1 protein-coding gene and 1 pseudogene are annotated in these 2,099 nt (G+C 32.6%); both read right to left on the bottom strand.

Annotated features, from left to right (window positions below):
• Positions 1-1,252 (bottom strand): tetratricopeptide repeat protein (locus tag ACH2BP_RS02455; protein WP_395056673.1); only part of this gene is annotated, 1,252 nt, incomplete at its 3' end.
• A gap of 47 nt (positions 1,253-1,299) precedes the next feature.
• Positions 1,300-2,099: pseudogene (locus tag ACH2BP_RS02450) on the bottom strand (DNA gyrase C-terminal beta-propeller domain-containing protein); the annotation flags it as partial.

The following is a 2,099-nucleotide window of genomic DNA, read 5'->3' as shown; positions in this document are numbered from 1 at the left end:
ATGCTTTTTTCTTTTCAGTCATTTCTAAAGCTCCGTAAACACCTAATAAGGTATTTTTTACTTCTGTATTTTTAGGATCCAATTCACTTGCTTTTTCTAAATAAGGCAAAGCACTTGTAAAAACTACCTCTCTTTGCTTTTTCAGTACCGCATAACGCTTATTGTCTTTTTCAGAATTCCCTAATTTACTCATTTCTTCAAAAAGTGCTTTATCAGCATCTAATTTCAAAATTGCCAAATTCAAATAAGCATTTACATAATCAGGCTTGATTTTAATTGCCTGCAAATAATATTTCTCTGCATCAGCAATATTCTTAGCATTATAACTGATTACTCCTAAATTAAATATCAAATCAGCATCATTAGGATTTTTTAGCAATACCTCTGAAATTAACTTTTTGTAAGTATCAAAATCTTTTGTTTCTAAATACAGATTAGCTTCCGTTAGAATTAATGAAGTGTCTTCAGGATTAGCAACTCTAGCAGCTGCGATTGCTTTTTTAGCTTCTTCTGTTTTTCCTTTCTCAACTAAAATTAAAGCCATATTTTTATATACCTCTCCTCGTTTTGAAGGTATAACTTCAGTTCTTGGCTTTTCGTGCGTCCCTAATTTTACCATTCTGTCTCTTTCTGTAGCAGTTGTAAAAAGATCTTCTTCTCCACTTAACTTATTTACAGCTAGATAACTAGTTCCCTTTCCAGAATAATTCAAAGTTTTTAAGTCTTCATATAACTTAAGAGCCTCATCATAATTCTTTGCATTTACATAAGTAGAAGCCGCATAATATAAATTAATAGTGTCTTTTTTATCTAATAGATAAGCATCATATAATTTTTTAGCGCTATCTGAATGCTTGTCAACTTTAGAATCTGCAATTGCAGAATTTATTAATTTAAATTTGATATCTGTAATAGAAGCCGCTGCTTGAGTAGAAAATTTTATTTTCCCTGAAGCCTTTTCAACTGAAATTAAATCTTGGTATGCCTTTGCTGCAAGAGAAAGATTTTTATCTGTATCAACTTTTTTATTCGCTAAATCTAAATAGGCATTCCCTTTAACAAAGAAAAATTGCGCCTTTTCAGCATCTGGAGCAGTTGCAGAAGCAGCTTCTGCAGCTACCAAAATATTTACTGCTTCTTGCGAATTACCACCTTTAATCGCTTTTTCAGCAGCTTTAATTTGGTCTTTTTGAGCAAAAGTAGCTACTGATATCAATAATGCTGATGCAAGTATTACATATTTACTTTTCATAATATTCTATTTTTGTTTAATAATTATTTTTGTTTATACTCTAATTTTTAAGCTTCATCATCAGCGTCGTCGTCGTCAGCATCTTCGTCATCCTCTTCACTCTCTTCAGAATCATCCTCGTCATCATCTTCTTCCGTTCCTTCATCCTCAAGAACTTCTAATACTGGCTTAACTCTTTCAATAGCTTCAGATTCAATAACATTTCCGTCTTCATCAACAATCACTTCAGCAACATCGTCTTTCATTACCTTTGTAACCGCCGCAATCGAATCGTTTCCTTTTATGTTAATTAACTTCACTCCTTGTGTAGCACGACCCATAACTCTCAAATCTTCAACAGCCATTCTAATAGTTAATCCAGATTTGTTGATAATCATTAAATCATCAGCATCCGTAACCGCGTTTATAGAAATAAGTTTACCTGTTTTCTCTGTAATATTTAAAGTTTTAACTCCTTTACCACCACGATTTGTAATTCTGTACTCGTCAAGGCTTGAACGTTTTCCATAACCATTTTCAGCAACGACTAAAATTTCACTGCTCATATCGTTTACAGTAACCATGCCAATTACTTCATCGGTATCATCTTTAAGTGTAATTCCACGAACTCCAGAAGCAGTTCTTCCCATCGGACGGGTTTTAGTTTCTTCAAAACGAACTAATTTACCAGATTTTACAGCCAAAATAATTTGACTTTCTCCATTAGTCAGTTTAGCTTCCAATAATTATCTCCTTCTTTGATGGTAATTGCAGCAACACCATTTACTCTAGGTTTAGAATATTTCTCTAAAGATGTTTTCTTAACCTGACCTTTTTTAGTTACCATAATCAAATTATGACTATTGAT

This window comes from Flavobacterium sp. (assembly GCF_043756175.1).
Lineage (GTDB): Bacteria > Bacteroidota > Bacteroidia > Flavobacteriales > Flavobacteriaceae > Flavobacterium.
This window is presented reverse-complemented; position numbering and strand designations above follow the sequence as displayed.